A 25309-nucleotide genomic window follows, 5' to 3' on the forward strand; every position below is an offset into this window, starting at 1 on the left:
ATGCTATTGGATTATCGCCCACCTCTGTCACCCTATCTGGACATTTTGTATCAGGATGACCAGTTAGTGGTGTTGAATAAACCCAGTGGCCTGCTCTCTGTGCCAGGCAAAGCTGCCGAGCATTTTGACAGCTTGCAATACCGAGTACAGCGGGTCTGGCCACAGGCAAGTGTGGTGCACCGGCTGGATATGGCAACCTCAGGTCTGATGGTAATGGCACTGACCAAGGAAGCGCAGCGTGAACTCAACCGGCAATTCTCGGAACGGACGATCAAAAAACGCTATCTGGCGAGGGTAAGCGGTTGTATTACGGCAGATCGGGGGAGTATTGAGTTACCATTGATCTGCGACTGGCCCAACAGGCCCAAGCAAAAGGTTTGCTACCAATATGGGAAAGCCTCACTGACTCATTTCCGGGTATTACAGCGCACTGCAGACAGCAGCCTGGTTGAACTGGAGCCGGTAACCGGACGCTCACACCAGCTCAGAGTACACCTACAATTCCTTGGCCATCCGATCCTGGGCGATAAATTTTATAATCCGGATTTTCAACAAATCGGGCGGCTGCAGCTACATGCTACCGAGCTCTGTTTAGTACACCCGGAAACTGCAGAAAAACTGACTTTTTTTGCAAAATGTCCGTTTTAAGCTAAAATTTAGAACTTTATTAACCTAACATTCAGTTTTACTGGTTAAGATGCCACTGTCGTAAAATTAAACGCTTAAATTTGTTCAAAACTAATAATACTGTCAAAACAATATGGTAAACTATTACAAGTTTGCTAAGTTAGATGAATCTAAGGAGAAACGGATGAAACTTAAAGCAACCGCTATTGCCGTTCTGGCTGCATTACCTTTATTAAGCGCACAAGCCTTTGCTAATGCACCTTCTGCACAGGATCTGGAGAAGAAAGTTTTCGGCTCTTTATTCGGCGAAGCATATTTCACTGACACCCGTAAAGGCGAATCTGCCGCATGGGGCAATGTTGACAATGGCTGGGGCGCAGGTCTGGAAATTGGTTACCGGGTTAACCAAAACTGGGCAGTTCGTGCTGAATATGCACGTCAAAGCCTGGATTCACTGACACAGAGTTCACGGGTAACTGGCGACCGTTTTGGTTTTGACGCTATGTACCACTTAAATAACTCCAACCTTTATCTGGTCGGTGGTTGGAAACATTTTGAGAATGAAGCCTACTCTGACGCTTTAAATATCGGTGTGGGTTACCGTTACTTTGTTAACGAAAGCTTAGCCCTGTTTGCTGAAGGTAACCGTTTCCGTGGTATCAATAAAGGTAACTGGAATGATGCCTCAATTAAGTTCGGCGCCAGCTGGATTTTTGGTGCAACACCTGCTGCAGCCCCAACTCCGGCACCACAGCCAGAGCCGGCACCAGCACCTGCTCCTGTTGTTGTAGATTCAGACGGTGACGGCGTACCTGACAGCCAGGATCGCTGCCCTAACACGCCAGCGGCACACAAAGTGGATGCCCAGGGCTGTACTATCTACACCGAGAAAATGGACCGTGTTGGTGACGTAGATATCGAAGTTCGCTTCGCTTTCGACTCTGCCACTGTGTCGCCAGAAGGCCGCACTGAAGTTAACAAACTGGCAGCGTTCATGAAGCGTTTCCCAGAGTCAGTGGTTTTCATCGAAGGTCACGCCTCTAACATCGGTAAACCAGAATACAACATGCGCTTATCTGAACGTCGTGCTAAAGCCATCGCTGACCTGTTAGTTGCTCAGGGCATCGAAAGCTCACGCATTACCTCAAAAGGCTTTGGTGTAACTCAGCCTCGCGTACCTGGTAACAGCCGTGAAGCTCATGCTGCTAACCAGCGCATCGAAGCTAAAGTAACTGCCAAAATCAAAGAGCCAGTGATGCGTTAATCGCCACTTAATGCTCAAAAAAGCCGCTGACAACAGCGGCTTTTTTATTTTCCGGGGTATTAGATAAAATTTCAGTTGCCGCGCCGGGCGAAGGCTGCTAATTTTTAGCTCGCTATACTAAGCTCCGGGAACGAGTAATGATGTCTTGTTTTGTCAAATTCTGTTTAGCTGCCACCTTGCTGCTTGGTAGCACCACACTGCTAGCTGAAACAGCCAACTCTGAGTCTTTAGTTCAATTGGAACAAGCTTCGCATGTTTGTAATGATGAACATGAAGCAAAACGACTGGCCGCCAATGACCACTTAAGAGAAATGGCCAAAGCACTGGTTGAATTTAAAGCCACTAAGTATTGTTTTATTTTACAACCGTCGGTACTGGTCAGATTGTTGGAACACCACGGTAGCTATGTTAAGTTCAGTCACGATAACAAAGTCCTGTATACCTTCAGTGAGCACCTGCAAAGCGCAAACTAACCCTTAGCTAAAAATGTGGTCCAGCTGCAAGCTATAATACTGTCAGCGGCTTAAGTTTTAGCCGCCATGACCGATACGGTATTATCTGGCTCATCGGGTGTCACTATGCCAACATTTCGCGCACTGCCATTAGTAGCTCTGTTATTGGTTACCTGCCCTGCCCTGGCAAACTGGCAGGATATTGTGCGCCAGCACCCCAGCCTTGAGCTTACAACATTAACGACTGCAGAAACCTCAATTCAGCTGGCCAGGGTGCCTGCCGTTACCCGTCAGAGCAAAGGTACTGTCATCTTTATGCCAGCACAGCAGCGTCACCTGCTAAGTCCGCAGCTTTGGGGGTTTCTGTTTCAGCATTTGCCGGCTTTTGGCTGGAGCATTCTGGCCCTGCCTGAACTTGAAGCACATCAGGCGCAGGACGCCAGCACTGCGTTGGCAGCAAACAAAGCCCAGTTGGCTGCCCGCTGGCAAGCATTACAGCAGTTGCAGCCGGCACCCACAGGCCCGCTAATCATCCTGGTCCAGGGTGAGGTTGCTGGTGCCTGGCATGCATTGCTGATGGAGCAGGACGAACTTAATATTGCCGCCGTAGTCAGTATCGGGGCCTATCTGAAAGATCCGACGCTACAGCTACAGCTACAACAACAGATGACTAATCTAAAGGTCCCAGTCCTGGACCTGCTTACCGGCGCCGACCATCCGTGGTCAGCAACGGATAGTCAACAGCGGCAACTGTTGGCACGAGCACAGTCTAACCCTCTGTACCGGCAACGTTATTTACCCGATATGCATTATCATGCCAGCCAGCAGGAGTGGCTGTTCAAAGAAATCTTTGGCTGGCTCAGTAGTTTAGGATTCTAACGCTCCTAACCCGCTTTCGCCCGTTGCTGCTTGATAAATTCATACGCGGCCTGTATTTCCTGCGACCTTTGCTTGGCAACCTCCAGCATCGCCGCTGGCACCCCCTGCGATACCAGTTTATCCGGGTGATGCTGAGCCATCAGCTTACGGTACGCTCGCTTCAACTCCAACTCGCTGCATTCGGGACTGCAATCCAATAGTTGATAGGCTCCCGCTAACGTAAGCCCCTGAACATTGCCGGTAGTTTGCTCCTGCCGTGACTGGTAGGAACGTAATAATTGCTCCAGCACCGGCTGCGCGATCTTAAGCTCCTGTGCAATAACGGTTAGCAGACGCCGTTGCTCAGGCACAATCTTGCCTTCGGCCCAAACCGTACCCAATTGCACTTCTAAAAATAATTGCAGCACTTCTGACCGCGAGCGATAGCACTGATAAAACGCTTGTAACTGCTCCCGAAACGGGAAGTTTACTGCTTTACCATCACGGAACGCTGCCTGCGCCTCGCGTTGCTGGCTGGTGGTTAATCCCAGCTGTTGCATAAAACGATTGGCCTGTGCAATATGCGCTTGCGTTACCACGCCACGCGCTTTCGCCAGGTGCCCCATCACCGCAAAACTGCTGTACATAAACAGAATTTGCTCGTCTTCAGGTTGCAGCCGGTGACGTAATTGCGCCCAACGTTTCAAAAACCATTGGTCAGCAAGATGTCCAAGCAATACACCCAGTACCAGCCCCGGCAATTTTAGTAATGCCAGGCCGAATAAGGCTCCTAATACTTTACCCCACACCTGAACTTCTCCGTCTTCACTTAACCTAAGCAGCTGTCCTGCCGGGTAATCCTGACCTTCACTCAGCCGCACTATATCGGATTAGCAGGATTTCTAAAATTGATTTATCATAGCAAACCCGCGCAACGCGGCACGGGTAGCGCATTAACGAGAAGAAGGCATGAAACAGGGTTTAAGTTTAGCAGGACTCATCTGGGCGGCTTTGCACGCCACACAGGCACAAGCCCAACAACCTGCTCCTGCACTCTGTTACCAACCGTTAAGTATCCCCGAAGCGCTGCAATCGGCTACCCCCTCCGATAACAGTATCCGCATATTTTCTGACACCGTAAGCTTACAGGATAATCAGCAGGCTGATTTTTCCGGCCAGGTACAGATTATGCAGCGCGATACGCTTTTGCAGGCACCAAGAGCCCGCTATAGCGCCAGCAATCAACAGTTGATTGCCGATGGTGGTATTGAATATTACAACAGTGACCTTTATGTCAGTGGCAGTCGCTTTGCTGCGGATCTGGCAAACAATAGGGCGCAATTATCGGACGCCCGCTATCAGTTTATCAGTCAAGCCGGCCGGGGCGAGGCCAAAGCCCTGGTCGCCTCTACCGAACAGTTACAGCTGAATCAGGCCTTATTTACTACCTGTCCTCAACAGGATAATAGCTGGGGGCTATATGCCGAGGAAATTACCATTGCGGCAGACTCAGGCTGGGGCGAAGCGCATCATGCGGTCTTCCGCATCAAGGATGTGCCGGTATTTTATATTCCCTATCTGACCTTTCCGGTTGATGATCAGCGCAAAACCGGCTTGTTAATTCCCAAAGTCGGCAGCTCACAGCGGGTCGGGTTAGATTTAGAACTCCCCTATTATTTTAATCTGGCACCCAACTATGATTTGACACTGACCCCCCGCTATATGAGCAAGAGAGGGACTCAGTTAAAATCAGAATTTCGCTATCTGACTGCAGCACACCAAGGGCAGCTGCAGCTGGAGTATTTGCATAACGACAATGATAAGCCAACCGGTTTTGGACAACGTTATCTGGGCCATATCAGCCATCGCTCAGACTTTAGCGAGCGTTGGCGTGGCTACGTGGATTTTACCGATGTCAGTGATGATGCCTATCTGACGGAACTGGGCTCCGATTTCAATAGCCAGAGCGATACCCAGTTATATCGTGAAGCTAACCTTAGCTATTTTGGGGATAGAGTTCATTCTCAGTTGAAGTTACAGGGTTTTGAAATCCTGGGAAACTACAACAGGGCCTATCAGGCCATGCCACAACTCAGTCTGGCATCGGCTAACCCGCTGCAGCTGACTGATAATCTGCAAGGATTATGGCAGGCTCAGTATGCGCATTTTCGCAACGCCGATGCGTTCTACACCGCTGCCGATCGGATCCACCTGGAACCGACAATCAGATTACCTTTTATCACCCCGGCTTTTGAATTAACCGCCGAAAGCAGTCTGCTGTACACCTATTATCAACAGCAAAGTGAGCAACAACTCGACGCTGAGCAGGAAAAAATTAGCCGGACACTGCCCAAGGTTCGTTTGCATGCCCGGGTAAACTTTGAGCGCGAATATGACTGGTTCGGTGAACAAGCATTGCAAACCTTTGAGCCACAACTGCAATATCTGTATATTCCTTACCGCGATCAGAGTCAGATCGGTCTTTATGATACGACCCGCTTGCAGGACGACTACTATGGTCTGTTCCGGCAGAATCGCTTTTCCGGTTTGGACCGGATAAACGAGGCCAATCAACTGACTGTGGGTTGGACCACCCGCTTTTACGATAATACTGATAATGAGTTGTTCCGTTTTAGCCTTGGTCAGATCTTCTTTCTGAAAGAACCGGAAGTGACCAACGATGTGCTGACCCAGGATCTGGTTTCAACCGAATCGATGCTCGCGTCGGAAATGATTTGGCATTGGTACCGCCGTTGGTACGTTAGCAGTGCATTACAATATGATATCGATAGCAAAAAGCTGATAAAAAGTAATGCCAGTTTAGACTACCGTGGTAGCGAGAATACCTTGTTGCAATTGAACCATCGTTACAGTCGGGCTGTCTCAGGTGTGGAAATCCAGCAACTGGGCTTATTTGGTGCTATCCCTCTGCAACAAAACTGGCAACTGATCGCCAGTTACTATCGGGATGTGACAAATCATCGTATGATAGATGCCAATCTCGGACTGCAATATGAATCCTGCTGCTGGGCAGTACGTTTTGTCGCCAGAAGGCAGGTAAGAGCCGATCTGGAAAGTGGTATCACCGATCTGAACCAATTTGCCCGTCTGGACAGCGGCTTTAGCCTGCAGTTTGTGTTTAAAGGCTTTGGCGATAAAGCAGGTTTTGGCGTTGCCGATATGTTGTCGAATGGCATTTTTAGCTACCGGCGCCCGTATTTACTAACAAATTAATGTAGGAAATTATGAAGTTACAACAACTTATCTGTGCATTCTTGCTTGGCGCCGCCAGCCTGGCACTCTGCGCCGCTGAACGTGAAGTCGATCGGGTGGCAGCTATTGTCGATAATGGCGTGATTTTAAAAACCGATATTGATGAGATTGTTGAACGGGTTAAACGCAATGCGCAAGCGCAAGGTCAAACCTTGCCATCTGACCAGGCACTGCGTACTCAGGCAACAGAACGCTTGATTATGACCAGTTTGCAGCTACAAATGGCACAGCGTATGGGTTTGCAAATTTCCGATGCCCAGCTCGACGATACGATTCGTAATATCGCTCAGGGTGAAAATATGACCCTGGAGCAGTTCCGTCAGCGCGTCACCTCAGAAGAGGGTAATTATGAGCGCTTCCGGGAAAAGGTTCGCGAAGAAATTATTACCAACGAGGTGCTGCGCGCTAACGTACAACGCCGGATTTATATCAGCCCGCAAGAAGTCGATAACCTGCTGAAACTGATGGAAGAACAAGGCGCCATTAATGAACAGTACAAACTGGGCCATATTCTGATTGCCATTCCGAGCCAGGCAACGACTGAGCAAATCAATGACGCACGCGAGCGTGCCGAGCAGGTCATTAAGTTACTGCGCGAAGGCAGCGATTTCCGCCGGATTGCCATTGCCTCCTCCAGTGCGGCCAATGCTTTGGAAGGTGGTGAACTGGACTGGATGGGTATTAACGAAATGCCAACCCTGTTCTCGGAAGCCATTCGTGGTCGCAAAAGAGGCGATTTAGCAGGGCCTTTACGCTCAGGCGCCGGCTTTCACATTCTGACTATTTTCGATATTCGTGGCGAAAACGTGACCGAATTACAGGAAGTTAAAGCCCGGCATATTTTGGTGAAACCTTCGATTATCGTCAGTGAAGAACGTGCTCGCGGCTTGCTAAACGACATCCTGCAAAAGGTTCAGGCTGGTGAAGCCGACTTTGCCGAGATGGCGAAACAACATTCTGAAGATCCGGGCTCGAAACTAAACGGTGGCGAACTCGGCTGGAGTGAGCCTGATGTTTACGTACCGGCGTTCCGCGATACCCTGAACCGTCTGCAATTAAATGAAATCAGCGAACCCTTCCGTACCGAACACGGTTGGCATATTGCGCAACTGTTGGATCGTCGTACTGTGGATGCCACTGCCGATCGTAAGAGAGAGCAGGTATACCGGATGATCTTCAACCGTCGTTTCAACGAGGAATCCACCAGCTTCCTGCGCGAACTGCGTGATGAAGCCTATATTGAAGTTCTGGCCGATAACTGATGACCTTGCGCCTGGCAATAACCCCCGGTGAACCTGCCGGTATAGGTCCTGATCTGGTACTGGCGTTGGCACAACAGGCCTGGCCGGTTGAGTTGGTTGTTTGCGCTAACCTGCAGTTGCTGCGCGACCGCGCACAGCAACTGGGTTTGCAAGTACAGTTTTTACCCTTTGATGCAGCAGTACCTGCGAAACCTCAGGCAGCAGGTACGCTGACAGTTCGGGACTTTCCGCTGGCCGCTGCCGTCGTTGCTGGCGAGCTCAATGCTGCCAACGGTAACTATGTCGTCGAGACCTTAACGGCAGCCGGCGCAATGGTGATTGCGGGAGAGGTCGCTGCCATCGTCACCGGACCAGTGCACAAGGGTATTATCAATCAAGCAGGTATTGCTTTTAGCGGCCATACCGAGTTCTTTGCCCAGCAATCCAACACCCCTTATGTGGTGATGATGCTGGCCACTGAAGGTTTAAGAGTGGCACTGGCTACCACCCATATTCCGCTGGCCTATGTTGCCAAAGCCATTACCCGTGAACGTTTATTAAAAGTGCTGACCATCTTGCATCAGGATCTGCAGCAGAAATTTGGCATCCCTGAACCGAAAATTTATGTGTGCGGCTTAAACCCGCATGCCGGTGAAGGAGGTCATCTGGGCCGCGAAGAAATTGATGTGATTATCCCGGCATTAAATGAGCTGCGCTCGACCGGGATGCAACTGTTCGGCCCGCTACCTGCCGATACCCTGTTTCAACCCAAATATCTGAACGATGCCGATGCCGTGTTGGCCATGTATCACGATCAGGGGTTACCGGTTCTGAAATACAAAGGCTTTGGCCGCTCAGTAAATATCAGCCTGGGCTTACCCCTGATCCGGACCTCTGTCGATCATGGTACCGCACTTGATCTGGCTGGCAGCGGCAAAGCCGATCCGGGCAGCCTATTTCATGCTGTCAGAGAAGCCATTCAACTGGCACAACGCACCCTGGATAATCATGACTGACAATGTTCATCAGGGCCACCGCGCCCGCAAACGCTTTGGCCAAAACTTTTTACATGATCCTCAGGTCATTGGCAGAATCGTCAAAGCGATAGCACCGAAAAGTACAGATCTGCTGGTCGAAATTGGCCCTGGACTGGGTGCGCTGACTGAACCGGTTGCTGAGGCGGCAGGAAAACTCACAGTCGTAGAGCTGGACCGCGATCTGGCTGAGCGTCTGCGCCAACACCCTACCCTTGCTGACAAACTGCAAATCTTTCAGGCTGATGCCATGAAGTTTGATTTTCGCCAGTTAATCCAGCCCGGGCAAAAGCTCAAAGTCTTTGGTAACCTGCCATACAATATTTCTACGCCTTTACTGTTTCATCTGTTTGAATTCGCGGATGAAATTGAAAACATGCATTTTATGCTACAAAAGGAAGTGGTAGATCGGATGACGGCCAGCCATGGGGGTAAGGACTATGGTCGCCTCAGTGTGATGACACAGTACTATTGCAAGGCACTGCCGGTCGTGCAGGTGGGGCCAGGCGCCTTTAAGCCGGCGCCGAAAGTCGATTCTGCAGTGGTACGCCTGATCCCTTTCCCCAAAGCTGAGCGGGCCGCCGTTGACCCGGCCATCCTAAACCGGGTTTGTCTGGAAGCCTTTAATCAGCGCCGTAAAACACTGCGCAATGGCTTCAGTAATTTCGCCACTGCTGAACAAATTGAAGCCCTGGGCATCAACCCGGGGTTAAGACCCGAGCAACTTCCAGTTACTGACTTTATCCGCGTTGCGCAGTGGCTGGCGACACAGGAAAAGACGGATGCAAGCTGAACATCAGGTCAAGGTTTCGGTAGACAGTTTTTATCTTGGCGCTCAGTCTGATCCCGCCGAACAACGTTATGTGTTTGCTTACTGTGTCAATATTACCAATCACAGCAGCCTGCCAGTGCAGCTGCTGCGACGCTACTGGCTGATCACCGATGGCAACGGTAAACAAACTGAGGTCGCCGGTGACGGGGTGATCGGGGTACAGCCGGAGCTGCAACCGGGTGAAACCTACAGCTATACCAGTGGTGCAGTATTAGAAACCCCTGTCGGCACTATGCAGGGTTACTACGAAATGATTGATGCTGCCAAACACCCCTTTCAAACCCCTATCCCGCTGTTCCGACTGGCCATGCCGCACGCGCTGAACTGATGGCTACCTACGTTATCGGCGATTTACAAGGTTGCTTTGAACCGCTGCAGCGCCTGCTGGCAGCGCTGAATTATCAACCGGCGCAGGACAGCTTATGGTTCTGTGGTGACCTGATCGCCCGCGGTCCTGATTCCTTAGCCTGCCTGCGCTTTGTTAAGCAACTGGGCAGTGGCGCCCGGGTCGTACTGGGTAACCATGACCTGAACTTTATTGCCCACTATTATGGCTATGGCAAAATTAAAGCCGCCGATAAGCTGGAGGCGCTGCTGGCAGCGCCGGACTTAGCAGAACTGGTGCGTTGGCTATGTCAACAACCCTTATTACAACGCGGGCCAGAGGATACCTATTGGATGTTACATGCCGGCCTGGCCCCGGACTGGGACCTACCGACGGCAATTAGCGCCTGCGCCGACGTTTCCCGGCAGTTACAGCAAGATCCCGTGCCACTTCTCGCCGCCATGTACGGTAACTTACCGGCACGCTGGGCAGATGCCCAAACTGAAGAGCAACGCTGGCGCTATACCATTAACGCCTGCACCCGGATGCGCTTTTGCCATCCCGACGGCGCACTAGAGCTATCCAGCAAGGCTGCGCCAGAAAATCAACCGGATTTGGTACCCTGGTACGAATTCTGGCGCAATAAACCTCATCCTGAGTTATTATTCGGCCACTGGGCCGCGCTCAACGGTCAAAGTCCGATAGCCGATATTCAGGCGCTGGACACAGGTTGTGTATGGGGAAATCTACTGACCGCCTATTGCGTTGAAAGCAGACAACGTTATAGTGTCAGAGCAGAACAACAATAATAGGTTAGGCTTGGCCACTCGGCCCCGTCTTTGCTGCATAAGACAGTACAGTCCGACCACATAATTCGATCAAACTGGAGTTGTTATGAAGTTGACCGTAAAACTAAGGGTAGTTGGCGGTTTCAGTGTGATAACCTTGCTGTTGCTGATTATTGGCTTTACCGCCTACTCGCAACTGAGCAGCATTAGTTCCTCTACCGCCGAAGTAAACAATGTTTCAATCCCGGCTTTAGAAAACAGTGCGTTAATGAAGAGCGAGTTTGTGCTGATGAGTAAAATCAGTCTGCAAGCCTTTAATGCACCGACCAACGAACAGATTAGCAGCCTGCGCGAGCAATTTGCTGCTGAACAACGCGCTTATTCGACCGCTGCCGCAGAGCTTAACAAAGCAGTACAGCAACAACAACGCCTGCGGGAAGCGACACAACCTGTTGCGGCAGCCTTTGACGCCTTTATCCCACTTTCGAATCAGTTATTTGATCAACTGGCACAAAACCTTCAGTTACAAAGCAGCATCGACAGCAAAATGGCCGAGCTGGAAGGGCATGCTGATGATATGGCGTCCTTACTGCTCGATTTTACTGACTTAAGCAATGTGCGCAACCGCTTTCCACGTGCTTATCAGGCTGCGACACAAATGGAGACCGGGATTAATAGTCTGATCAGCGTGGTAGTGGATTTGAACCGCACCAGCAATGACAATACCGCCAGTACTATCAATAATGATATTGCATTCCGGTTACAGGACTTAGAAACCCAGCTGCAAGTTATGCTGAGCGAGGCGTCACAGGTTGCCATGCCACAAGAGCTGGCCGATAAACTACAAGACGTAGCCCAGTTATTAGATGCCAGCCAAGGCATACCCGCCCTGAAAATGCAGTTTTTGCAGGGCAAAACCCGAGCGTCACAGCTGCTGCAACAAGCGGACGAACAAACCAGCATGGCGATCACCCGTCTGAATGCTTTATTGAACCAAAGCACCCGGGTAGCGGCAGAAATTCAGGAGCAAAGCCGTAGCAGTGTTAGCAATGCCGTCACCGCGATCTTTATCGTCATGCTGTTTTCTGTGCTGATCGCGGTCTTTATTGCCTACCGTACCGTGTTTGCGATTGTTAAGCCGCTGGAAAAAGTCAACGCCATGCTAAGTGTCGTTGCCTCTGGTGACCTGACACAGAAGCTGGATGACCGCAGCCAGGATGAATTTGGTGATCTGGCACGCAATATCAATAAGGTTAACCAGAGCCTGCAGCAACTGATCCAGGGTATTATCTCACGTTCAACCCAGCTGGCTGCGGCCTCAGAGCAAACCTCAGCTATCACGCTACAAACCACCCAGGCTATCCGCGAGCAGAAATCTCAGGTTACCCAGGCAGCAACCGCCACCACCGAGATGAGCAGTACCTCACAAGGTGTACTGCAAAGCTCGAATGATGCGCTTAACGAGATCAAAAATGCCGATAAAGAAGCCGAACGGGTTAAAGGCATTTCACTGGAAAACAAAGCCATCATTATCCAGCTGTCACGCGAAGTAGAGCAAGCATCGCAGGTGATCAACAAGCTGCATAAAGACAGCGCCTCTATTGGTAGCATCCTCGATGTGATCCGCGGCATTGCTGAGCAAACCAACCTGCTGGCATTAAACGCCGCCATTGAGGCCGCCCGGGCCGGTGAACAAGGCCGCGGCTTTGCCGTTGTGGCCGATGAAGTACGCTCACTGGCCAGCAAGACACAGGCTTCGACCCAGGAAATTCAGGCGATGATCCAGGCGCTGCAAAGCGGTGCTCATGCTGCGGTAGAAGCGATGAACAAAGGTAAGAAACAAGCCGAGGATTGTGTTGCCAAGACGGAAGTCGCCACCTCAGCACTGGATTCGATTACCCATGCTGTACATCTGGCTCACGACATGAGCGAACAGATTTCCAGTGCCGCCAAAGAGCAGCATCAGGTATCAGCTGAGATCAGCGGTTTGCTGGAGTCTATTGTGGCCATTGCCGAACAAACTGCTTCAGGTGCCGAACAAACCTCAGCCTCCAGCCATGAAGTGGCGAAGCTGGCGGAAGAGCTACGCCGTTCAGTCGATCAGTTTAAAGTGTAACCTGACTCAGACGCCAAAAAGGCCAGCGTGATGCTGGCCTTTTTTAATTTGCTGTTTTGCTATTTGACGGCTTGCTTGTTGCCTTAAACGTAGCTCAGTCACTACGCTGTAATGCCTACTGCCGTTCCAGGGTAATAAAACGATAACCCAGCGGATTCTCTGCGCTCTGTGGATGTTCCTCGCGCGCGATCTCCTGCCAGTTGCCCGCAGCACGGTAATCTGGGAAAAAGGCGTCTCCGGCGGTTTCAAGCGCGATTTCAGTCAGGTATAAGCGCTGGGCCAGCGGCAGACACTGCCGGTAAATCTCGGCACCGCCAATAATCATCACTTCCGGCTGTTCCGCCAATAAGGCTAACGCCTGCTCGATGCTACTGACCCACTCGACCGGGCTATCGGCAGGTGGCGTTTGCCGGCTGATAACGATATTACGCCGTCCTGGTAAGGGCCGGCCAATCGACTCAAAGGTCTTACGCCCCATTACCACCGGCTTACCGAGCGTGACTTTTTTAAAGTGTTGTAAATCAGCGGGTAAATGCCAGGGCATTTGGTTATTTAAACCAATCACCCGCTGCTGCGCCATCGCGGCGATCATCGAAATCCGCATCGTCTGACCTAGCGCTGGTAAATCACTTCAACGTCGTAATCGTCGTCGTCGAAATCATCATCGTCATCCAGATCATCTTCCAGCGAGTTGACTTCCTCATGGTAGTCATCCCACTTAAAGGTTACCGGATCAGCCGCTTGCTCGCTGGCTTTTTCTTCCGGTAGCTGCTCGATATAGTTCAGGATCTCGCGTGATAGCTGCTGGGTATTTTCGCGCGAGGCAGCAGATATCTTAAATACCGGTCCCTGCCAGTCCAGTGCTGTCGTCACCTGCTGCACAATCTCTTCCAGTTCGTCTTCAAGTACCAGATCCAGCTTGTTAAATACCAGCCAGCGTGGCTTGGCAGCAAGCTTGGCACTGTACTTGTGCAGCTCCTGAATGATGGTTTGCGCATTTTCTGCCGGATCGGAACCGTCAGCAGGCAGTACATCAATCACATGCAATAATAGACGGCAGCGCTCCAGGTGTTTCAGGAACTGAATACCCAGACCAGCACCTTCAGCGGCGCCTTCAATCAGACCCGGGATATCGGCAATCACAAAGGAGCGGTGCGACTCAACACGGACCACACCCAAATTCGGTACCAGGGTAGTAAAAGGATAATCGGCCACTTTCGGCTTGGCGGCAGATACTGCACGGATCAGCGTTGATTTACCGGCATTGGGCAGACCTAACAGACCGACATCGGCCAGCAGTAACAGCTCAAGACGTAAATTACGGATCTCACCCGGCGTACCATTGGTTTTCTTGCGTGGTGTACGGTTGGTGCTGCTGGCAAAACGGGCATTACCTAAACCATGCCAGCCGCCTTTGGCGACCATTAACTTCTGGCCATTGGTAGTCAGATCGCCAATCACTTCATCGGTATCAACATCCACCGCCCGGGTACCCACCGGCACTTTTAATACCAGATCGGCACCGCGCTTACCGGTACAGTTTACGCTGCCACCGTTCTCACCGCGTTCAGCACTGTGATATTTCTCAAACTGATAATCGACCAGTGTGTTCAGGTTCTCATCCGCTTGCAGATAGACGTCGCCGCCATCCCCGCCGTCACCGCCGTTCGGCCCGCCTTTGGAGATAAACTTTTCCCGTAAAAAACTGATAATGCCGTTGCCGCCGTCGCCGGCCTCGACGCGAATTATCGCTTCATCTACAAACTTCATCGGTGCTGTCCTGCTTAACTGTGCTTAGGAACCTGACTTATGCAGCCAAGTATAACCTATGTCGGGGGGTGCGGAAAATTTATAAAAAAACCCCGCACCAGGCGGGGTTCTTTCGAAGATCTGCAGCTTATTCGCTGACGATGCTAACGAACTTACGGTTGTGTTCGCCTTTCACTTCGAATTTCACTTTACCGTCGGTTAAGGCGAATAAAGTGTGGTCTTTACCGATACCAACGTTGCTGCCGGCATGGAACTTAGTACCACGCTGACGCACAATGATGTTACCTGCTAATACAGACTCACCACCGAAACGCTTAACACCTAAGCGTTTAGCTTCTGAATCGCGACCGTTACGAGTGCTACCTACACCTTTCTTACTTGCCATGTGTCGATACTCCTGTTACGCGCTGATGCTGGTGATTTTCACTTCAGTGAACCACTGACGGTGGCCCATCTGCTTACGTGAATGCTTACGACGACGGAACTTGACGATCTTGATCTTATCGCCACGGCCATGACTGACCACTTCCGCTACTACTTTACCACCTTCAACTAAAGGGGCACCGATGCTGATGGCTTCGCCGTTAGCGATCATCAGCGGGGTAAATTCGATTGTTGCGCCTGTTTCCAGGTCTAACTTCTCCAGACGAAGAGTCTGACCTTCCGTCACACGGTGCTGTTTGCCACCACTTTGGAAAACCGCGTACATAGTTAACTCCGTACAAAGCACGCCATCGCTTGTAAATAAAGGGGCGTGTTAATTCAATTCACAGGGCGCGAATTGTACGCAATTTCCCCCACAGCCGCAAGCACAATTATGAAAAAGATCTGCTGTCGCAGAAAAGGATCCAGATTTCATTTTAGCCAGGGCGGCTAATAGTGTAGAATTGACCTTATTCAGAGACTTAACGCAGTTGTTGGCAGATGACGCTCGACGAAATACAACGCCTCGCGGCAGCCGATATGACGGCAGTAAACCAGCAGATATTCTCTCAGCTCAGCTCCGACGTGGCGCTGATTAACCAACTTGGTATCTACATCGTCAATAGCGGCGGTAAAAGGTTACGCCCTTTACTGGCGGTATTAGCTGCCCGGGCACTGGGGTATCAGGGGCAGCAACATATTAGTGTTGCGGCTATTGTCGAGTTTATTCATACCTCGACCCTGCTACACGATGACGTGGTGGATGAGTCAACTATGCGCCGCGGTAAAGAAACCGCTAACGCGCTGTTCGGCAATCAGGCCAGTGTATTAGTTGGTGATTTCCTGTATAGCCGCTCGTTTCAGATGATGGTGTCATTAAACAGCATGCGCGTAATGCAGGTACTGGCCGATGCCACTAACATTATCGCTGAAGGCGAAGTGCTGCAGCTGATGAATGTGAATGATCCTGATACTACCGAGCAAAGCTATATGCAGGTCATTTACTGCAAAACGGCCAAATTATTTGAAGCGGCAACCCAGTTAGCCGCCGTCATTTCAAATCAGCCCGCTGCCATCGAGCAAGCGATGCAGGCCTATGGCATGCATTTGGGTACCGCCTTTCAGCTAATTGATGATGTGCTGGACTACCAGGCCGATGCTGCCGAACTGGGTAAGAATATCGGGGATGATCTGGCCGAAGGCAAGCCCACCCTGCCGCTGCTCTATGCGTTAAAACAAGGCAACGCCCGGCAGCAACACTTAATTCGCGAGGCCATTACCGAGGGTAACGGTATGCAGCACTTTAGCGAAATTATGGCAGCCTTAGAGCAAACCGGCGCCTTTGACTACACCCGTGACAAAGCAGTACAAGAAGCGAAAGCCGCGCAATTAGCGTTGCAACCACTGCCGGATAGCCCCTATAAGCAGGCGCTGTTAGCATTGGCCGATATCGCTGTATCACGCAGTCACTAAAGGGTGCTGTCACTTAAGGGTGCTTTCACTTACAGGTGATAGCACAAACCGAATCCGCAAAAACATAAAGGCGCCAACGGCGCCTTTATTGTCGATTACCGCTTAGCTTAGTTGTTCTTAACGAACTCTTCACCCAGCGTAATGTCGGCTTTCAGGGTGCCTAACATATCGGTCATGGCTTTGTGTTCAAAAGCACTCAGCTCACCGATTGGCAGCAGGTGTTCGACACCGTTTTTGCCCAGTACGATTGGCTGAGCGAAGAAACGGGCATATTCACCGTTACCTTCTACATAAGCGTATTCAGTAACCGTTTTACCTTGTAAACCTTTAACCAGTGACAAACAGAAACGGGCAGCAGCCTGACCCATAGACAGGGTAGCCGATCCGCCACCCGCCTTAGCTTCAACAACTTCAGTACCGGCGTTCTGAATTCTGTGAGTTAGAGATTTTACTTCCTCATCCGAGAAACTAACATCAGCCACTTGTGATAATAATGGCAGAATAGTGGTGCCACTGTGACCACCGATAACAGGCACTGCCACATCAACAGGGCTTTTGCCTTTTAATTCAGCAACGAAGGTTTCAGCACGGATCACATCCAGCGTCGTCACACCGAACAGGCGACGCGGATCGTAAGTACCGGCTTTTTTGAACACGTCAGCAGCGATAGCAACAGTGGTATTGACCGGGTTAGTGATAATACCCACCAGCGCTTTCGGGCAATTTTCAACAATGGCTTCGGCCAGAGTTTTTACCACACCGGCGTTGATATTGAATAAATCAGAGCGGTCCATACCTGGCTTGCGCGGCATACCAGCAGGGATCATCACGATATCAGCACCAAGGAGCGCCTTGCTCAGGTCTTCTTTACCAAAACCCGTTACTTTTACTGCGGTTGGGATATGGCTTAAATCAACTGCCACGCCCGGTGTTACTGGAGCCAGATCATATAAGGCTAAGTCTGTGCCGGCAGGTAAATCTAATTTCAGTAATAAAGACAGTGCCTGACCGATACCACCGGCTGCACCTAATACGGCAACTTTCATGATTCTCTCCAATTTTACAGTTCAGAATAACCGCGCCAACAATACTGAAATGGCGGCGAAAATACAAATATCTTACGCCTAAAGTCTAAACAATTTCGGCAGTTCAGCCGATGCCAAAGCATCTAAATAGCGTAAAGGCTATTTTACTGTACCAACTGCATTGTTGCGCGATTTTTGTTAGTATCCGGGAAAAGAATAATGCGGAAACTCAAACTATGACAAAACAAAACCGCCAGGAAGCGCTGATCCATGCATTTAAAGCCTTATTGAAAACGGAAAGTTTTGGTTCTCAGGGCGAAATTGTCGATGCGCTGAAAAAAGAAGGGTTTGATAACGTTAGCCAGTCCAAAGTCTCCCGTATGCTGAGCAAATACGGTGCGGTACGCACCCGTAATGCCAGACAGGAAATGGTCTACACCCTGCCACCGGAGCTGGGGGTACCTACCACCAAAAGCCCGCTACGGCAGTTGGTGCTGGATATCGAGCACAACGATGTGATGATTATTATCCGTACCAGCCCGGGTGCGGCGCAACTGATTGCCCGCTTGCTGGATTCAGTTGGTAAAGCGGAAGGCGTATTGGGGACCATCGCGGGTGACGATACGATTTTTATTGCGCCGATTAGCGTGAAAAATATCGACTTTACTTTGCAAAAAGTGACGGAGTTATTCGAAAAGGTCTGAGGATGTACCAAGGCTGCCATTAGCGGCAGCCTCCAGAAAGCCCAGAGCAGGAACAAAAAAGGCCGCGGCTAAATCGATGCGGTAGAAATCCAGCAGGCTGTCGTAATATCGCCCTTCATTTAAGCCTAAGCGGTAATGCCATTGCTGTGCAAAGCGCTCGGCCTGATGACTAAAGTTCAGCACCAACAGGCCCTGACTATTGCCCTGCGCAAAAGGCATATTTTGTTGCAGCAGAGGGAGCGGTGCTAACCCGCCAGCCAGACTGCACTGCAGATGGCTGTTAGGCAACAGTCGCTCAGCCGGTAGCGGCTTGCCATCGGTTTTCGCAAACCCCAGAATCTCTTCCTGTTGCGCTACGGTCAGTTGCTGCCAGTGTTTCAGGTCCAGGTTGGCACGATAAAAATGCAAATAACTACCGCCAGCGAACATGGGGGAATCGACAGCCGGCACCAAAGCAGCCTGACGCCGTTTTATACCGCGGGGATTCTGCGGCGCATCCGGAAAACCGGTAAGTTGCCTGCCATCCAAATAACGGAAGCCGGAGAGTTGCTCAGACACTTCAATATTCGCCAGCAACAGCTGCTGGATCTGTTGTAGCGCAATATAGTTTACATCCAAGCGATCCGATCTGACCTGGATCAGTAAATCAGCCATACTGCAGCTCACTGCCAGATGCTCTGAAGGTAGTACCGGAAAGGCCTGCAAGCCTGACGGGCGTTGCCAGGGATAAAGGCTATCCCAATAATGACTACTGATAGCCACCAGACCGGTTAGCATCGACTCCGAAAAATGTTCGGCCAAGCGTTGCAACATTTGTGGAATGCGCAGCAGCTTTTGCCGCAAAATGGCTTCCTGCCCGTCCAGGACGTTACACAGCAAATAGCTCGCATGTAAATTTGCTTCGGCACAAATGCCTAATTGTTCCCGCGCCATGCCAGTGTAAGAGTTCCGGTCTGTTTAATATCCTTGCCCCTAGTATACCCTAAATCAGTCTAAGCTTAATCCCCCGAAAGTTTGTGAGATATATCTCACAAAAGACGCAGCCAAAACGCTATTTTTAGCCACCACCTTAGGAACAAAATACAATAAACATCTGTATTTAAATAACTTATTCAAATTAACCACTATCTTACAACTTTATGACTAAGGTACGAATTGTCTTACATGCCCCCAAAAGCTGCGGCAAAGGTGCATAATACTCACATCGACGGAATGATAGCTGACAGGAAGTTAGCTGGCAGGATGCCCGACAGGAGTCGAGCGCTTTAATGCGCAGCAGGTGCCGGATGCACTGAACAGGCAGGATGCACAAGGAAGAAACAGGACACCTTCAGGATGAAGAAGGCTCGGCAGGATGAAAGAGCTTTGATGGACAGCCTTGGATGGCAATATTGTTCCCGGGTCGCAGGCTGCGGCCAGGCAGATGGTAGTAAGGATAGCCGTTACCATCATAGGATAAGTCATCGTTGATGACGGCAGGATGCACTAGCGGGCACCGGAGTGCCCACTACCGGAACTCAGGATACTGACCGGATGTCAGTTGCAGGATGCTCAGGCGGGATGCCATCAGGACGAACAGGATTTGCCTCAGGGATCGAGGTTGCAATGGATGCATCAGGAATCAGTGGCCGCGCAGTTTGCGGCCAGCTTCCTTTATACGACCTCACTTTTTTCGCCCCAGCTTTTTTACCCCAAATACACGCTAATATTTTTTTCAGCTAATACCAGCTACCTTTCTGGCCGCCTTATTTTCGCTTGCCTTTGCACACCCGTGCCTGGCGCAACAGTTCCGCTGACAGATAAAAAAACCCCGCGGCTTTCACCACGGGGCGTCAAATTCAGACAAAGGACAAGGATAGACGTGTTTAGGTGGTTCAGGTTTAGTGGGGATTGCCGGTTAGCGGTGCTAACAGGGTTTCGCCCACAGGCTCCCGCAACGTGCCACCTGCACGCTGCGGGCTGCTTACTTTACCGAGGCGACAAATTCAGGATAGGCTTCGATACCACACTCTGAGCTGTCGACACCCTCGTATTCGGCTTCTTCGCTGACCCGGATACCGATCACTAATTTCAGTACGAACCATACTAATAAACTGGTGGCAAATACCCAACCGAAGATGGTCAGAGCACCAATAAGCTGGCCGCTAAAGCTGCTATCGGCATTAGTAATAGGGACTAACAATAAGCCATAGAAGCCAACCACACCGTGCACCGAAATCGCACCAACCGGATCATCGATTTTGCTTTTATCCAAAGCCAAAATTGAAGCGACCACTAATACACCGGCTATCGCACCGAAGATCGCGGCTTGTAATGGTGTCGGCGTCGAAGGTTCAGCAGTAATCGCCACCAATCCCGCCAGGGCGCCGTTTAGCGCCATGGTCAGGTCGGCTTTGCGGAACAGGATCACCGAGGTAATCAGGGCGGCAACCACGCCTGAGGCAGCGGCGGCGTTGGTATTCAAAAACACCACCGCAACACTGTGCGCATTGGCAATATCGCCCAGTTTTAATACCGAGCCGCCGTTAAAGCCAAACCAACCCATCCACAGGATCAAAGTACCTAAAGCTGCCAGCGGCATATTGGCACCTGGGATCGCATTGACTTTACCGTCTTTACCGTATTTGCCTTTACGGGCGCCTAACAGTAATACCCCGGCCAATGCAGCTGCAGCACCCGCCATATGCACTATGCCTGAGCCGGCAAAGTCAGAGAAACCCAGATCGCCTAAGTTATATAAGCCAAATACTTCTTTACCGCCCCAGGTCCAGCTGCCTTGCATCGGGTAGATAAAGCCGGTCATGACCACGGCAAAGGCTAAAAAGGCCCATAATTTCATCCGCTCCGCTACAGCACCAGAGACAATCGACATTGCTGTCGCGACAAAGACCACCTGAAAGAAGAAGTCAGAAGCACCGGAATAGACAGCGTCACCGGTAAAATCATCTTGCTCCGCAAAGGAGGCTAAAGTGGCATCAACATCAATTTCAGCGATACCTTGCAGGAAAATGCCGCCATCGTACATAAAGTAGTAGCCGCAGACTAAATACATGATGCAGGCAATCGAATAGAGCGCGACATTCTTAGTCAGAATTTCGGTAGTGTTCTTGGCCCGCACCAGACCGGCTTCCAGCATCGAAAAGCCCGCCGCCATCCACATCACCAGCACCCCACAGATCAGGAAGTAGAAGGTGTCCATTGCAAACTGTAAATGATAAATTTGTTCTTGCATGGCAAGGCTCCTTAAATCGCTTCTGCGTCAGTTTCGCCGGTACGGATCCGCACCGCCTGCTCCAGGTCATAGACAAAGATCTTGCCATCGCCAATCCGCCCGGTATAAGCCGCTTTCTGGATCGCTTCCAGTAAGCGTTCTACCTGATCGTCCTGGGTAGCAATTTCCAGTTTTACTTTCGGCAGGAAATCAACCTGATACTCGGCTCCGCGATAGAGCTCGGTGTGGCCTTTCTGGCGGCCAAAACCCTTTACTTCGGTAACCGTTAAACCTTCTACCCCAATGTCCGCAATCGCTTCCCGGACATCATCCAGTTTGAACGGCTTGATGATGGCACATACAAGCTTCATGATGGTTTTCCTTATCGACTAATTATGCTGTTCGCTTAAAAAGATAAGAAAACCTTGTGCCAAGATTTTTATTTGATATAAAACATACACTTAAGCTTTATGGCTTACAGTTGGCGAAAAAAAACGCACCAGTTTAGTGCGTTTTTCCCTGCCAGAGTGCAAGCCAGTACCCGTATCAGCGATCTGAAAAGCATCGTATCGGCATGACGTTATGTAGCAGGTTATGCCGGCAGAAACTCCTGCCAGGCTTGTAGCAACAGTAACAAGTCTGCCAGCCCGCATTCGCTTACAAGCCCGCTTTCATCCAGCTGTAAATCGTCGTCCAGCTCCTCCGGTAGTAATTGTACGGCCAACTCACCGCTCTCCGTCGCCAACAGACTATTATGGCAAACCCGCACTTCCTGCTGCTGTACCAGTAAGCTAAATTCTCGCCCCTGATACTGCCAGTCCTGGTAGGGCTTGAGTGCCTGTAGCTGGTTTAGCAGCGGCTGGTAAGCACTGGCGCGGTGGGCAAACTCATCCAGCAGAAATTGCTGCAGCGCCGCTTGTTCAGTGGCGAGTTTAAGCCGGTAGCGCCGGCTGTCGCGATCATAGATAAAGTCGTATTCCATCTTTGCCAACTGTTTGCTTTATTGCGGCTGCAGAAATAACAACGCCTGCACAAGGCAGGCGTTGTTAGTCGTTACTAAGTGCTTACACCGCTTGCTGGATAATTACATTATCCGCTTTTTTGGTGTACTGCGGCATCTTATGGAAGTTCAGGTAGCGATAGGTATCGGCTGCCGTAGCATCGATCTGTTTCGCATATTCCATATATTCTGCCACTGTCGGTAATCTTCCGATAATTGAAGATACCGCAGCCAGTTCAGCTGACGCCAGATACACGTTAGCACCCTGACCTAAACGGTTCGGGAAGTTACGGGTAGAAGTAGACACCACCGTTGACTTCTCAGCTACGCGTGCCTGGTTACCCATACAGAGTGAACAGCCTGGCATCTCGGTGCGGGCACCCACTTTGCCATAAATACCGTAGTAACCTTCTTCGGTCAGCTGGGCCTGGTCCATCTTAGTCGGTGGCGCGATCCATAACCGGGTTGGTAACTGGCCTTTGAACTTATCCAGTAACTTACCGGCAGCACGGAAGTGACCAATGTTAGTCATACAAGAACCGATAAAGACTTCATCAATCTTGTCGCCGGCAACTTCAGACAGTAAACGGGCATCATCCGGATCGTTTGGTGCACACAGCACTGGCTCTTTAATCTCAGCAAGATCGATTTCGATCACTTCAGTGTATTCAGCATCAGCATCGGCTTCCATCAGCTGTGGATCTTTCAGCCAGGCCTGCATCGCATTGATCCGGCGCTCGATAGTGCGCACATCACCGTAACCTTCAGCGATCATCCACTTCAGCATCACGATATTCGATTCCAGATATTCGGCAATCGACTCTTTTGACAGCTTGATGGTACAACCGGCTGCTGAACGCTCAGCAGACGCATCAGATAATTCAAACGCCTGCTCTACGGTCAGATTCGGTAAACCTTCGATTTCCAGAATGCGGCCAGAGAAGATGTTCTTCTTACCTTTCTTATCAACAGTCAGTAAACCTTTCTGAATGGCAACATAAGGAATGGCGTGCACTAAGTCGCGCAGCGTAATACCAGGCTGCATTTCGCCTTTAAAGCGCACCAGTACCGACTCTGGCATATCCAGTGGCATTACACCGGTAGCCGCAGCGAACGCCACTAAACCTGAACCTGCCGGGAACGAAATACCAATCGGGAAACGGGTATGTGAGTCACCACCGGTACCCACAGTATCTGGCAGCAACATACGGTTTAACCAGCTGTGGATAATACCATCGCCCGGACGCAGTGAAACACCGCCACGGTTCATAATAAAGTCTGGCAGAGTATGATGCGTATCCACGTCAACCGGCTTCGGATAAGCGGCTGTGTGACAGAACGACTGCATCGTCAGATCGGCAGAGAAACCTAAACAGGCTAAGTCTTTTAACTCGTCACGGGTCATAGGGCCAGTGGTGTCTTGTGAACCCACTGTGGTCATCTTCGGCTCACAGTAAGTGCCCGGACGCACGCCTTTCACACCACACGCCTTACCTACCATTTTCTGCGCCAGCGTAAAGCCTTTGCCAGTGTCGGCTTTGGCTTGTGGGCGACGGAATTTGTCAGAGGCAGCTAAACCTAAGAACTCACGGGCACGGTCAGTTAAACCACGGCCGATAATCAGTGGAATACGGCCACCGGCACGCACTTCATCAATTAACACGTCAGTTGCCAGGCTGAATTCAGCCAGCACTTCGCCGCTACCATGGCGCACGATTTTGCCTTCATATGGCAGAATGTCGATCACATCGCCCATCTCGAGCTTGCTGACATCAACCTCAATTGGCAGTGCACCTGAGTCTTCCATGGTATTGAAGAAAATCGGCGCAATCTTACCGCCTAATACAAAGCCGCCACCGCGCTTGTTCGGTACGTATGGAATATCGTCACCCATAAACCACAGCACTGAGTTAGTGGCTGATTTACGTGATGAACCGGTACCCACTACGTCACCGACATAAGCCAGTGGGAAACCTTTTTGTTTCAACTGTTCCAGCTGCTTGATCGGACCAACAGTACCAGGCTGATCCGGTTCGATACCTTCGCGGCTGTTTTTCAACATGGCTAACGCATGCAGTGGGATGTCCGGGCGTGACCAGGCATCCGGTGCAGGTGATAAATCGTCGGTGTTGGTTTCACCGGCTACTTTAAACACGGTAACGGTAATTTTCTTCGCCAGTTCTGGCTTGGCTTCAAACCATTCGGCGTCAGCCCAGCTTTGCAGTACTTGTTTGGCATACTGATTACCGGCATCCGCTTTCTCGGTGACGTCATGGAAAGCATCGAAAATCAGTAAGGTGTGTGACAGCGCCTTGGCGGCAACTGGCGCCAGCTTGGCATCATCCAGCAGGCTGATTAGTGGCTCAATATTGTAACCACCCATCATAGTACCCAACAGCTCAACGGCACGCTCGGCACTGATTAACGGGCTCTTCGCTTCGCCTTTGGCGACCGCCGCCAGGAAACCGGCTTTAACATAAGCGGCCTCATCAACGCCAGGCGGAACCCGGTTGACCAGCAGATCTAAAATAACCTCTTCCTCGCCTTTTGGCGGGTTCTTTAATAATTCAACTAAGGCAGCAACTTGCTCAGCATTTAAGGGCTTAGCTGGGATACCCTGGGCGGCGCGTTCCGCCACGTGTTCACGATATTCTTGTAACACAGTTATGTCCTCTTGGTCGTTGCTTGCAGTCTGGTCACTGCAACGTCATTCCGGTGAATGAATGGGCTCAATTATAAGAAAGATCAGAGCAAAAGCATATTAACACTAATGCACACACACTTATAATGGTTATAAATTTGCTGAATACAAAGCGTCAGGCAGGTAATTTTAATTTATAGTGGTCTGACCAAGGCAGCAAAAAGCCGTGGCACCTTGCGATTTCCAAACAAG

Annotated in this window: 24 protein-coding genes; 13 read left to right on the forward strand and 11 right to left on the reverse strand. The window is 50.6% G+C overall.

The window, feature by feature from the left end:
* The 4 genes from AEST_RS11680 to AEST_RS11695 all read left to right on the forward strand — a co-directional run bounded on the left by AEST_RS11680 (nucleotide 1) and on the right by AEST_RS11695 (nucleotide 3222).
* Complete coding sequence (locus AEST_RS11680; protein ID WP_008609250.1) at nucleotides 1-648, forward strand: RluA family pseudouridine synthase; 648 nt, start codon at nucleotides 1-3, stop codon at nucleotides 646-648.
* A gap of 163 nt (nucleotides 649-811) precedes the next feature.
* On the forward strand, nucleotides 812-1891 hold the full coding sequence (locus tag AEST_RS11685) for an OmpA family protein (RefSeq protein WP_008609251.1): 1080 nt from the start codon (nucleotides 812-814) through the stop codon (nucleotides 1889-1891).
* Nucleotides 1892-2028: 137 nt separating this feature from the next.
* Nucleotides 2029-2364, forward strand: a complete 336-nt coding sequence (locus AEST_RS11690; protein WP_008609252.1) for a hypothetical protein — start codon at nucleotides 2029-2031, stop codon at nucleotides 2362-2364.
* Between the two features lie 105 nt (nucleotides 2365-2469).
* Complete coding sequence (locus AEST_RS11695) at nucleotides 2470-3222, forward strand: DUF3530 family protein (RefSeq protein ID WP_169313977.1); 753 nt, start codon at nucleotides 2470-2472, stop codon at nucleotides 3220-3222.
* Nucleotides 3223-3227: 5 nt separating this feature from the next.
* Here AEST_RS11695 and djlA read toward each other — a convergent pair whose 3' ends face one another.
* On the reverse strand, nucleotides 3228-4010 hold the full coding sequence (gene djlA, locus AEST_RS11700) for a co-chaperone DjlA (protein ID WP_039925488.1): 783 nt from the start codon (nucleotides 4008-4010) through the stop codon (nucleotides 3228-3230).
* Nucleotides 4011-4170: 160 nt separating this feature from the next.
* Between djlA and AEST_RS11705 the strand changes: the two genes are divergently transcribed.
* The 7 genes from AEST_RS11705 to AEST_RS11735 all read left to right on the forward strand — a co-directional run bounded on the left by AEST_RS11705 (nucleotide 4171) and on the right by AEST_RS11735 (nucleotide 12810).
* Entirely contained in the window at nucleotides 4171-6435 is a 2265-nt protein-coding gene (locus tag AEST_RS11705) for an LPS-assembly protein LptD (RefSeq protein WP_008609255.1), read from the forward strand.
* 11 nt (nucleotides 6436-6446) lie between these two features.
* Nucleotides 6447-7736, forward strand: coding sequence for a peptidylprolyl isomerase SurA (surA, locus tag AEST_RS11710; protein ID WP_008609256.1), 1290 nt, complete (start codon nucleotides 6447-6449; stop codon nucleotides 7734-7736).
* Nucleotides 7733-8731 carry a 4-hydroxythreonine-4-phosphate dehydrogenase PdxA gene (pdxA, locus tag AEST_RS11715; protein ID WP_202948019.1) on the forward strand — a complete coding sequence of 333 codons (999 nt, stop codon included), beginning with the start codon at nucleotides 7733-7735 and terminating at the stop codon, nucleotides 8729-8731. Before surA ends, pdxA begins: the two co-directional genes overlap by 4 nt.
* Nucleotides 8724-9542 (forward strand): 16S rRNA (adenine(1518)-N(6)/adenine(1519)-N(6))-dimethyltransferase RsmA, encoded by an 819-nt coding sequence (gene rsmA / locus AEST_RS11720; protein ID WP_008609259.1) that lies wholly within the window; start codon nucleotides 8724-8726, stop codon nucleotides 9540-9542. Before pdxA ends, rsmA begins: the two co-directional genes overlap by 8 nt.
* Nucleotides 9532-9909 (forward strand): Co2+/Mg2+ efflux protein ApaG, encoded by a 378-nt coding sequence (apaG, locus tag AEST_RS11725; RefSeq protein WP_008609261.1) that lies wholly within the window; start codon nucleotides 9532-9534, stop codon nucleotides 9907-9909. The genes rsmA and apaG overlap by 11 nt, the downstream gene beginning before the upstream one ends.
* Nucleotides 9909-10715: a symmetrical bis(5'-nucleosyl)-tetraphosphatase gene (locus AEST_RS11730; RefSeq protein ID WP_008609262.1), complete on the forward strand. Its 807-nt coding sequence runs from the start codon at nucleotides 9909-9911 to the stop codon at nucleotides 10713-10715. The genes apaG and AEST_RS11730 overlap by 1 nt, the downstream gene beginning before the upstream one ends.
* An 85-nt stretch (nucleotides 10716-10800) precedes the next feature.
* Nucleotides 10801-12810, forward strand: coding sequence for a methyl-accepting chemotaxis protein (locus AEST_RS11735; RefSeq protein ID WP_008609263.1), 2010 nt, complete (start codon nucleotides 10801-10803; stop codon nucleotides 12808-12810).
* A gap of 115 nt (nucleotides 12811-12925) precedes the next feature.
* Here the strand turns inward: AEST_RS11735 and folA are convergent, their stop codons facing one another.
* The 4 genes from folA to rplU all read right to left on the reverse strand — a co-directional run bounded on the left by folA (nucleotide 12926) and on the right by rplU (nucleotide 15289).
* Entirely contained in the window at nucleotides 12926-13414 is a 489-nt protein-coding gene (folA, locus tag AEST_RS11740) for a type 3 dihydrofolate reductase (RefSeq protein ID WP_169313978.1), read from the reverse strand.
* An 8-nt stretch (nucleotides 13415-13422) separates the two neighbouring features.
* Nucleotides 13423-14580: an Obg family GTPase CgtA gene (cgtA, locus tag AEST_RS11745; RefSeq protein ID WP_008609265.1), complete on the reverse strand. Its 1158-nt coding sequence runs from the start codon at nucleotides 14578-14580 to the stop codon at nucleotides 13423-13425.
* Between the two features lie 127 nt (nucleotides 14581-14707).
* Nucleotides 14708-14965 carry a 50S ribosomal protein L27 gene (gene rpmA / locus AEST_RS11750; RefSeq protein WP_008609266.1) on the reverse strand — a complete coding sequence of 86 codons (258 nt, stop codon included), beginning with the start codon at nucleotides 14963-14965 and terminating at the stop codon, nucleotides 14708-14710.
* A 15-nt stretch (nucleotides 14966-14980) separates the two neighbouring features.
* Nucleotides 14981-15289: a 50S ribosomal protein L21 gene (rplU, locus tag AEST_RS11755; protein WP_008609267.1), complete on the reverse strand. Its 309-nt coding sequence runs from the start codon at nucleotides 15287-15289 to the stop codon at nucleotides 14981-14983.
* A gap of 215 nt (nucleotides 15290-15504) precedes the next feature.
* On the opposite strand from rplU, the gene ispB reads away from it, so the two are divergent.
* Nucleotides 15505-16476: an octaprenyl diphosphate synthase gene (ispB, locus tag AEST_RS11760; protein ID WP_008609268.1), complete on the forward strand. Its 972-nt coding sequence runs from the start codon at nucleotides 15505-15507 to the stop codon at nucleotides 16474-16476.
* 107 nt (nucleotides 16477-16583) lie between these two features.
* On the opposite strand, the gene mdh is transcribed toward ispB, so the two are convergent.
* Entirely contained in the window at nucleotides 16584-17522 is a 939-nt protein-coding gene (mdh, locus tag AEST_RS11765; protein WP_008609269.1) for a malate dehydrogenase, read from the reverse strand.
* A gap of 215 nt (nucleotides 17523-17737) precedes the next feature.
* Between mdh and argR the strand changes: the two genes are divergently transcribed.
* Nucleotides 17738-18205 (forward strand): transcriptional regulator ArgR, encoded by a 468-nt coding sequence (argR, locus tag AEST_RS11770; RefSeq protein WP_008951008.1) that lies wholly within the window; start codon nucleotides 17738-17740, stop codon nucleotides 18203-18205.
* Here argR and AEST_RS11775 read toward each other — a convergent pair.
* The 5 genes from AEST_RS11775 to acnB all read right to left on the reverse strand — a co-directional run bounded on the left by AEST_RS11775 (nucleotide 18188) and on the right by acnB (nucleotide 25078).
* A complete protein-coding gene (locus tag AEST_RS11775; RefSeq protein ID WP_008609272.1) occupies nucleotides 18188-19138 on the reverse strand; it encodes a Dyp-type peroxidase in 951 nt (316 codons plus the stop codon). The two genes, argR and AEST_RS11775, sit on opposite strands and share 18 nt — an antisense overlap.
* Before the next feature lie 1030 nt (nucleotides 19139-20168).
* On the reverse strand, nucleotides 20169-21437 hold the full coding sequence (locus AEST_RS11780) for an ammonium transporter (RefSeq protein ID WP_008609276.1): 1269 nt from the start codon (nucleotides 21435-21437) through the stop codon (nucleotides 20169-20171).
* An 11-nt stretch (nucleotides 21438-21448) separates the two neighbouring features.
* Complete coding sequence (glnK, locus tag AEST_RS11785; protein WP_008609277.1) at nucleotides 21449-21787, reverse strand: P-II family nitrogen regulator; 339 nt, start codon at nucleotides 21785-21787, stop codon at nucleotides 21449-21451.
* A 221-nt stretch (nucleotides 21788-22008) separates the two neighbouring features.
* Nucleotides 22009-22398, reverse strand: a complete 390-nt coding sequence (locus AEST_RS11790) for a YacL family protein (protein WP_008609278.1) — start codon at nucleotides 22396-22398, stop codon at nucleotides 22009-22011.
* An 82-nt stretch (nucleotides 22399-22480) separates the two neighbouring features.
* Nucleotides 22481-25078: a bifunctional aconitate hydratase 2/2-methylisocitrate dehydratase gene (gene acnB, locus AEST_RS11795; protein ID WP_008609279.1), complete on the reverse strand. Its 2598-nt coding sequence runs from the start codon at nucleotides 25076-25078 to the stop codon at nucleotides 22481-22483.
* Between the last annotated feature and the right edge of the window lie 231 nt (nucleotides 25079-25309).

It is taken from the genome of Alishewanella aestuarii B11 (genome assembly GCF_000280055.1).
In the GTDB taxonomy this organism is placed as follows: domain Bacteria; phylum Pseudomonadota; class Gammaproteobacteria; order Enterobacterales; family Alteromonadaceae; genus Alishewanella; species Alishewanella aestuarii.